Genomic DNA, 2032 nt, shown 5'->3' with positions numbered 1-2032 from the left:
AGCGGATCGCGGCCGTCTACCCCGAGGTCGCGCGGGTCGCCGAGGGGTTCGGCGTGACGCCGGCAGCACTCGGCATCGCTTTCTGCCTGTCCAACCCCGCGACGGCGAACGTGCTGTTCGGCGCCTCACGCGTCGCACAGCTCGAGCTCAACCATGCCGCCCTCGCGCTGGCGCGCGACCACGGCGACGAGGTGCGCACCGCCCTCGCCGACTGCTGGGTCGACCGCGGAGTGCGGGCGGATGGAGCGTGGTGAGTGGTGAGTGGAGGGGGAGTGCGGGGTGGTGTTCACGACTGGCATGATGCGCATGGCGGGAAGCGGAGAGAGGGTGTCGGTCGAGCTGCAGCTGACGGCTGGCGAAGCGCTGGTGCTCTTCGAATGGCTTGCCGCTGCCAACGGGAGTGGTGAGCTCGTGGTGGATGAGGCGGAGCGGCGTGTGCTCTGTGATCTGGAGTCGCAGCTTGAGACGAAGCTCGTCGAGCCGTTCCTCCCCGGGTATCGTGCGCTCGTCGATGAGGCGAAGAGCATTGTGCGGGATACGCCCTGACGGTCGGGTCGGACGTGTGGCGGCCTCGGCCTTGGAGGCGACGGCAACGGAATGCTGTAATGAGATCGAACATAACTTCGAATGTCGAGCGCTGATTCGGTAGAATCGAGGCATGTCGAAGTTGGCCGTGTTGCACGAGGCGATGTCCCGCCTCGATGCGGCGTGGGCCGACGCCGAGAGTTCGGGAGACCTCTCGCGTGAGCAGCTGATCGCGGTGAGCACGTCGATCGGCGTGCTGCAACGCCGGCTGGACGCGGTGCACATCGAGGTCGCCGCATGCATCTCGCGGGAGTCGCGTCCGGAGCTGGGGGCGGAGAGCCTTGCGAAGCAGCAGGGCTTCCGGAATCCGGCGACCTTGATCGCGGCGACTGTCGGGGTGTCGCGCGGTGAGGCGCATCGGCTGGTGAAGGTCGGAGAGGCGGTCGCACCACGCGCCGATCTCCTCGGTGTACCGCTGCCGGCGAGGTATCCACTGATTCGGGAGGCTCTCGACGCGGGCGCACTCAGCGCTCAGGCGGCAGCGGTGATCATCGCGCTGCTCGACCGATGCCGCGTGGTGGTCGGTGTCGAGCGTGTCGCCGAAGCGGAGCGTGTGCTGGTCGAGAAGTCGGCGGGGCTCGCGATCGACGACGTACGGAAGCTGGTCGTGCGGGCGGAAGCCTGGTTGGACCCGGATGGGGTGGAGTCGCGTCTCGAGGAGCAGCGTTCCCGACGATCCCTGACCATCCACGAGCGCGGCGGGATGGTGCATCTGAACGCCGTCCTCGATGCGGAGACTGCCGCACCCGTCGTGACCGCCATCCGCGGCTACGTGAGCGCCGCATTCGCCGCCCGGAAGGATGCGACGGCCCCGGACGCGCCCGATGCCGATCGTCGCACCGTGCCGATGATCCAGGCCGATGCGCTCGCGGTGTTCGCCGGGCATGTGCTCGACTGCGAGGCTCGCGTGCCGTTGGCGGGCGCGACCGTCATCGTGCGGGTGGATCTCGACGCGCTGGAAGCGGGTGCGGGATCGGCCGAGATCGACGGAATCGAGCAGCCCGTCAGCATCGGAGCTGCGCGGCGGATGGCTGCGGGCGGGGGAGTGATCCCGTGCGTGCTCGGTACCGTGAGCGAGGTGCTCGACTGGGGGCGGGAGAAGCGCCTCTTCACGCGGTCGCAACGACTGGCCCTCGTGGAGAGGGACGGCGGCTGCGCCATGTGTGGACTCCCCCCGGAGATGACGAAGGCGCACCATATCCGCTGGTGGAGACGCGACCAGGGGCCGACCGACCTCTCGAACGGCGTGCTGCTGTGCGAGACCTGTCATCACCGCATCCACGACAACGGGTGGGGCATCCGCATCGGTGGCGGTGGCGGTGGCGGTGGCGGTGGTCGCGAAAAGGTGTGGTTCCTGCCGCCCGCCTCGGTTGATCCGGCGCGCACTCCGCGGCTGGGTGGGCGAGCACGCTTCGATGTCGCTGCCTGAGAGGGGCGCTGCCTGAGA

General features: G+C 68.8%; 2 protein-coding genes and 1 pseudogene. All 3 read left to right on the top strand.

Annotated elements, in window-relative coordinates; translation table 11 throughout:
- Positions 1–254, top strand: a pseudogene (locus DSP71_RS23505) (aldo/keto reductase); the annotation flags it as partial.
- A 25-nt stretch (positions 255–279) separates the two neighbouring features.
- On the top strand, positions 280–546 hold the full coding sequence (locus DSP71_RS09775; RefSeq protein WP_218867313.1) for a hypothetical protein: 267 nt from the start codon (positions 280–282) through the stop codon (positions 544–546).
- 112 nt (positions 547–658) lie between these two features.
- Positions 659–2014 carry an HNH endonuclease signature motif containing protein gene (locus DSP71_RS09770; RefSeq protein WP_113680984.1) on the top strand — a complete coding sequence of 452 codons (1356 nt, stop codon included), beginning with the start codon at positions 659–661 and terminating at the stop codon, positions 2012–2014.
- Positions 2015–2032: the final 18 nt, after the last annotated feature.

It is taken from the genome of Microbacterium sp. H6 (genome assembly GCF_003314775.1).
Classification (GTDB): domain Bacteria; phylum Actinomycetota; class Actinomycetes; order Actinomycetales; family Microbacteriaceae; genus Microbacterium; species Microbacterium oxydans.
This window is presented reverse-complemented; position numbering and strand designations above follow the sequence as displayed.

Bases quoted from the DNA above. Each gene is read 5' to 3' on its own strand.
- DSP71_RS09770 (WP_113680984.1), top strand. From the start codon at position 659: ATGTCGAAGTTGGCCGTGTTGCACGAGGCGATGTCCCGCCTCGATGCG.